Origin of the sequence: Actinomadura sp. NPDC048032 (assembly GCF_040653175.1) — a bacterium.
Taxonomy (GTDB): domain Bacteria; phylum Actinomycetota; class Actinomycetes; order Streptosporangiales; family Streptosporangiaceae; genus Spirillospora; species Spirillospora verrucosospora.
Genome location: NZ_JBEZJP010000780.1, coordinates 1 through 1,588 on the forward strand (window position 1 = coordinate 1; position 1,588 = coordinate 1,588).

Here is a 1,588-nt window from a genome sequence, read left to right on the forward strand (position 1 = left end):
GCCGCGAGCACCGCGGCCGTCGCGGTCACCGCCCCCGCGACGCCCAGCCGGCGCCTGCGGGACTCGCGAAGGGACGCGAGCAGGCGGTGCAGGCGGGCCGAGAACTCGGACGGCGGCCGGGCGTGCCGTCCGCGGGCGTGCCGGGCGGGAGACTTGGTCACGGACGGCACTTTACTGCCGGCCGCACCCGCCCCACGCGCGATCCGGAATAGGAACGGCGGGATCCTCGCGGAGGGACGCCGAACCCGGTCAGATTACGGGCGAGCAGGGAGTTTTCCATGGGCCCGCCGGGCCACCGGCGGCGCGTCAGCCGGCGGCCAGGCGGTGGGCGAGCCAGGCGACGGCCTGGGGCTGGCGGTACTCGACCGCATGGTGGCCGCCGTCGAAGAGCTCGAAGAAGACGTTCTCCTGCGGCACGCCCGTCTGCTCGACGGCGTCGCGGAAGGCCAGCGCGCCGAGGTCCAGGAACCATTCGTCGCGGGTCCCCGCGTCGATCCAGATGGCCCGCATGGAGCGCAGCGCCTCGGCGTGCGCGGGCGCCATCCGGACCGGGTCCCACTCCAGCCAGCGCTCCCAGATCCGCGGCCGCAGCGCCCCGGTGACCGGGTCGAAGGGCAGCAGCGGCGTGCCGTCGGCGCCGGGCGAGAAGCAGGCGGACACCCCGAGGATCTCCAGCAGCCGCATGTCCTCCTCCTTGGTGAAGGCGACCCGGGAGCGGAAGTCGTCCCACCAGGAGAAGATGTCGCCGCCGTAGGCGCGCAGATGCCGCGCGGCCCACAAAAAGTGGGGGATGTACTGGGCCTCCGACAGGGCGTCGCCGGAGTGGGTGGCGAACGCGCCGAACAGGTCGGGCCTCAGCATCGAGGTGACCATGGCGCCCAGGCCCCCGCTCGACTTCCCCGCGATGGCGCGGTGGTCGCGGGCGGCGAGCGTCCGGTAGCGGGCGTCCACCCAGGGGACGATCTCCTCGCACAGGTAGGAGTGGTACCGGCCCGTCCCGGCCGAGTCGACGTACTGGCTTCCGCCGTAGGCCGTCCAGGCGTCCACGAACACCATGATCATGGGCGGCGCCGCGCCCCGCGCGAACAGCTCGTCGACGGCGACCGGCACGGGCCTGCGGTAGGCGGTGGGCGCCCTGCTCCAGGCCTCCAGCCTTCCGGTGAAGCCCAGCAGCATGTAGACGGCCGGGTAGCGGCGCCCGGGCTCGTCGTCGTAGCCGGGGGGCGTGTAGACCCACAGCGGCCTGCGGTGCGGGTCTCCCAGCGGGTTGCCGCGAAGCAGTTCGCTGTCGACGGTGTGCTCGTCGAGCCTGCCGGCGAAGTCTTCTGGCCATGGGGACATGCGGCCTCCTGGTCTCGGGGCCGCCGAAATTACTACGGAACCATAATATTTGCAATGATAATATTCCGCCGGTGAAGGACACGGCGACGGACTCGATCGACCGGCACATCGCCCACTGGACCAGCGAGCTGCCCGACCTCGACCCCCACATCGAAGGCGCGGTGACCCGCATGCAGCCGCCCGCACGATCACCCGCCTCTCCGGAGCCGCGATGACCGCCCTGGGCGCCTGGCTCCTCCTCCCCCAC

General features: G+C 72.4%; 2 protein-coding genes. One reads left to right on the forward strand and one right to left on the reverse strand.

Annotation, left to right across the window (positions count from 1 at the left end; translation table 11 throughout):
* Positions 1-306: 306 nt before the first annotated feature.
* Complete coding sequence (locus AB0C69_RS42155) at positions 307-1,341, reverse strand: alpha/beta hydrolase-fold protein (RefSeq protein WP_360362534.1); 1,035 nt, start codon at positions 1,339-1,341, stop codon at positions 307-309.
* Between the two features lie 71 nt (positions 1,342-1,412).
* Here AB0C69_RS42155 and AB0C69_RS42160 point away from each other — a divergent pair, with 71 nt between their 5' ends.
* Positions 1,413-1,556 carry a hypothetical protein gene (locus AB0C69_RS42160; protein ID WP_360362537.1) on the forward strand — a complete coding sequence of 48 codons (144 nt, stop codon included), beginning with the start codon at positions 1,413-1,415 and terminating at the stop codon, positions 1,554-1,556.
* The last annotated feature ends 32 nt before the right edge of the window (positions 1,557-1,588 follow it).